Annotated in this window: 5 protein-coding genes; 2 read left to right on the top strand and 3 right to left on the bottom strand. The window is 44.1% G+C overall.

Going from position 1 to position 4,457, the window contains the following annotated elements; all coding sequences use genetic code 11:
- Both A3757_RS08090 and A3757_RS08085 read left to right on the top strand, forming a co-directional pair.
- On the top strand, positions 1-632 hold a 632-nt coding region (locus tag A3757_RS08090; RefSeq protein ID WP_231878242.1), incomplete at its 5' end, for a GGDEF domain-containing protein.
- A gap of 543 nt (positions 633-1,175) precedes the next feature.
- A complete protein-coding gene (locus tag A3757_RS08085; protein WP_068511175.1) occupies positions 1,176-2,012 on the top strand; it encodes an ABC transporter substrate-binding protein in 837 nt (278 codons plus the stop codon).
- Position 2,013: 1 nt separating this feature from the next.
- On the opposite strand, the gene A3757_RS08080 is transcribed toward A3757_RS08085, so the two are convergent.
- The 3 genes from A3757_RS08080 to A3757_RS08070 all read right to left on the bottom strand — a co-directional run.
- Positions 2,014-2,496 (bottom strand): hypothetical protein, encoded by a 483-nt coding sequence (locus A3757_RS08080; protein ID WP_068511176.1) that lies wholly within the window; start codon positions 2,494-2,496, stop codon positions 2,014-2,016.
- Between the two features lie 8 nt (positions 2,497-2,504).
- Entirely contained in the window at positions 2,505-3,722 is a 1,218-nt protein-coding gene (locus tag A3757_RS08075) for a GGDEF domain-containing protein (RefSeq protein WP_197473076.1), read from the bottom strand.
- A gap of 292 nt (positions 3,723-4,014) precedes the next feature.
- Positions 4,015-4,457: energy transducer TonB (locus A3757_RS08070; protein WP_156506251.1), on the bottom strand; the 443-nt coding region annotated here is incomplete at its 5' end.

Below are 4,457 nucleotides of genomic sequence, written 5' to 3'. Positions count from 1 at the left end.
TTTATGGTTGCTTGTGCTTTTGCGCGGCCCATACACTACGAGTCGAAACTTACATGGCCCCCATTCCGCCCTCCATCGCACAAGGAGTTTTTATCGGAAACGCGCTAATTGTTTTTCTTATTGTTGTTAGCGCCGTAAAGTTCTTTTCTGATGAGATGCTAAATGCCTATAACGAGCAGCAAAAGTTCGTGCTCACTGACAATTTAACCGGTATTGCAAATCTTCGCTTCGTTCAACAATACGCATCGCAACTACTCTCGCAAGCCGACCGCTATGGCCACCCTATTAGCTTGATCCATTTTGATATCAACCACTTTAGCCAGATTAATACCGAACAGGGACTAGATGCAGGCAACCGCAGCCTGGAGTTTATCGCCCAGCTAGTAAAAAATGATATTAGAGATGCTGACATCATTGCCCGTATAGGTGGCGATGAATTTGTCATCATCTTGCCAGAGAGCAACGCACAAGATGCCAAGCAAGTCGCTGAGCGACTGAGTCAACTCATTAAAAGCCGTAGCTATGAACTTAAGGAAAGCAATGTAAGCTTTTCTGCTAATTTTGGTATCAGCTATTGCGATAGTAGTAATATGAAAAGCATCGACGACTTGATTAGAGAAGCAAGCAGTTAGCACCGTTTTACAAGAGAGTACTGCGGAATAAATCGCTCTGCGATGTCAGGTGTTTTTGATTGAGCTTAAATTTCAGACAAAAAAAAGCGGCGAAAGGTGCCGAACTACCTAATCGCCGCGTTCACTAATAGGGCTTGTAGGGAGGCCCTAATCGGAAAAAGTTATCACAACACAAGTTTAGAAAGGAGCTAAGCAAAAAGGCCTGAAGTTTTTTGCTTAACGCCGTTCGTCTTGATGATTCAAATAATAGGGCTTAGCCGGGCTTAGTTTGATCACCCGAAGGGCTTAGCCCCCGGCGTACCGACCTCAAAACATGACACGCATCACAGTTTTTTCGTCTTTTTAATACTTTTAGGCTAAGTTTTTCTCTTGGAACAAGGTTTAAGCAAAGGCAACGAAGCCGGCTTAATCCCAATAACAATAGTCATCCTTGAATTTAGGCTTGATGGGTGCAATCCAAGCACCATGGTCTAAACTAATGCCTTATAGCCCCCATAAGAAGTCATGGCGCCGTTCATAAGCCACGTTATCGGAAGACTGGAAATGATAAAAATTAGCCGAAATAGACACTCAATCGCTTCGGCACTCATCGTAGTCAGTATGATGCTTGGCTTTAGCGCCTTATCTCAGGCTCATCAAGAGAAAGGCAAGCCTGTCTCATTTAATAGTTATCCTCCTGTCGCTTACATCAACGAAACCACACAAGAAATTGATGGCCCGGTGGCCGCTCTGGTTAAGGCGGTTAATAAGAAGCTAATGCGAGACACCACCTTTCAATTTAACCCCTTGCCCCGAATGTTTGTTGAACTAGAAGCGCATCGTGCGGACGCTGCATTCAATATGAGCTATAACACAGAGCGAGCCAAGAAATGGCACTACAGCTTGCCCGTTCATGTAGTGAACTATGGTCTGTTTGTTAAAAAAGATAACCCTTTAGACTACAGCTCGCGTCAGCAGTTAAGCGGTTTAACCATCGCCACCTATGGCCCGACCAACATGTCGAAAAAGGTCGAGAAATTCGCAAAGAAAATCCCTGGGGCTCGTGTTGTCATAGAGAACGACTTTGAGCATGTGTTTAAAATGCTCGAAGCTGATCGCTTTGGTAAACGTGGGGTGGTCTATGTACCGGATGTCGTCGGCTTTGATACGATCAAAGAGTTCAAGCTGCAGAATGTGCGTTATGCAGGGCCAGATATTAAGAACTTATATTATGTGATTTTTGTCAAAGAAACAGTTTCTAAAGAGTATGTCGATGCCTTTAACCAGGTCTTGCTAACCTTTCACCGTGACGGCACCATGACGGATATTTACGCACGATACAATGGCTCTGTTACCGCGAACGTGCCTGCCATCGAAGATATGGTCGTTCCCGGGCACTAAACTAGCTAATACTTTCGACTAGATAGCGCTTATCACCAAGCTCTACTTCGTCCTCGAGATAGGCGCCAAACAAAGCCTTTCCCAGCGGCGCGAGCTTACTCAAAAGCAACACCTGGCGGCCATTAAAATCGACTATAAGGCCCCCTGCAACAGGCGAAAGAAACACTTCACTAGCAGCCTCGTCGCGACCAGTGCCGAGCTCTCTCAGTCCAATTAAGGTACCAAATTGAATTGCATCGTCTTCACCAAAGTTCTTTGGCTTTAAGCGTTCAAATGTTTTAAGTGCGTTTTCTGCTTCAGCCATCCGGCGAGCCTGCCCTTCGGCCAAATAAGAAGCTTCCAGCCCAAGCGTATCATATTTGTTCTCGGCAACATTCTCTTCGTGCGTTGCCGTTTCATAAGCTTGTTTAGCAGCAGAGTACGCAATATCATAACGCGATTTTAGTGCACTAATTATTTGTACATGCAGAAGCTCTTTATCCATCGCAATAACTATAATTCCGCCTGTCCACTATCGTAGATAAAATGCTGGTTACGTCCGTTTTCCTTGGCGTGGTATAGCGCTTTATCCGCTCTCGCGATTAATGCTCCAATGCCTTCATCCGCCATCATCATTTCTGCAATTCCAACCGATACAGTCACTTTAATATTATGACCTTCAAACTCAAATAATTGACCTTCAACCACATCAATTATGTTTTGCGCAACCGTCACAGCATCTTCAGAGGAGGTATTCTCTAACAAGATCGCAAACTCTTCTCCTCCAAAGCGAGCGAAGATATCGCTTTCACGCAATAACTGGCCAACAAGCAAAGTAAACTTAACCAAGACCTCGTCACCAGCCGCATGCCCGTATTCGTCATTGATATGCTTAAAGTGGTCCAAATCCAAAGCCAGAAGGGATAAGGGATGCTTATTGCGCAAGGCTAAAGCCCGATATTTTTCAGCCAGAACAAAGAACTTTCGACGATTATAGATTGAGGTAAGCGGGTCGGTACTCGCATAAAAACTTAGCTGCTGATTCGCCAACTCCAGTTCGTGAGTTCTCTCATGAACTTTCCGCTCTAACTCTCGATGGTAGCTTTGCTGCGCATCAACAAATTCCTGCTTCTGTTGCTGTAAGGTTTCGAGCATCTGGTTATAGCTATTCTCTAGAGACTGTAGCTCATCATCATGTTCCAGGCCAAGGTTAAGACGACGTTTATCAAGACTATCAAAATCCATACTATGCAATTCACCTACAAACTTTTGCATAGGTTTATAGAGCATTACTTTAAAGACCCATAAAAACAGGCACCAAAGAATAATACTTTTCATCAAAGCATTAATTGCAATAATTAAGAAGCCGAATTTCACACGATCAAATACCACCTGACTATCAGACAAAAAGGTTACTTTTGCCAAATAAACGTACTGATCGTTCAGGGTGCTTTGCAGAATGTCGAAGCTATATTCAAAGCTGCCTGCATCAACCTCCCCTACATTTAGACTTCCAGGAATAAGGGACTCTCCTTTTCCGTTCTCAATTTTCAAACCCGTCACGAAGGGCAACTGAAGAATTCCGTTAGCAATAGAAGAAAGTTGTTTCTCATTGACCGCCCAAAGTGCAGTGCGGAGCGCGGGTGTAAAGGTTCCTTCGATTTCCTTCAACTCAGATTTCACCACATCTTTTGTATGATGGTATTCCGAATAAGCATGAGCAAACGTCATGATAAGCGTAATGCTGAAATAGATAAGAAAAATGCGCTTTAGCAGCCGTAAAGCAATTGAATCAAATGAGAAAAGATTTGAAGCCATACCTACCCTGTACATCTCAAACTACATCGCACCGAGCGTAAACCAGAGGCGACTATTCAACAGAATTCTGTTCAGCCCCCTGTCCCTGATAAGGCCGCTAAATAAACCCTATTGAGTGTAGTTCAAAGACAGCTATTTTGTAAGATTTTTAAACCCTACAATGAAAGCGGTTAAGCAGAAGCGTTTTGGGCAGCCTCCTTCTACGCTACATTCGAAGGCTGTAGTTTAGTGCGACCGTAAAGGTCCACTCTGCACGGGTAGACTCTTTTGGAAAAGGTGGGAAAGTGTCGACCTTCTTTAGCGATGCCAGTGAAGCTTGTTTGAAGAGTTTATGTCCACGCGAGTCGATGACTTTAATGACTTTTAAATCGCCATTTGCCAAGAGCGTGAATTCAATCGTCACCTCACCCTCTCTACGCATTCTTTTGAGGCGCTTCGGATAAAATTTCTGTGCCTCAATAAGCTTAAACAGCTCCTGTTTATAGGCAAGTATCGATTCACCTTCTAAACCCAGGCTTTGCGCTTGCAAAACGGTTTCAGATGGACAGCTAAAGTGTTCATTCTCTGATCGATTTTCTGGCTTTGGCTCTGGCTCTGGCTCTGGCTTTGGCTTTGGCTTTAGCTTTGCAGCAACATGGTGATGACTAA

The sequence above is a fragment of the Oleiphilus sp. HI0117 genome (assembly GCF_001635235.1).
This window is presented reverse-complemented; position numbering and strand designations above follow the sequence as displayed.

Coding starts and splice junctions, on each gene's coding strand:
- A3757_RS08075 (WP_197473076.1), bottom strand. CDS start 3,722: ATGACGTTTGCTCATGCTTATTCGGAATACCATCATACAAAAGATGTG.
- A3757_RS08080 (WP_068511176.1), bottom strand. CDS start 2,496: ATGGATAAAGAGCTTCTGCATGTACAAATAATTAGTGCACTAAAATCG.
- A3757_RS08085 (WP_068511175.1), top strand. CDS start 1,176: ATGATAAAAATTAGCCGAAATAGACACTCAATCGCTTCGGCACTCATC.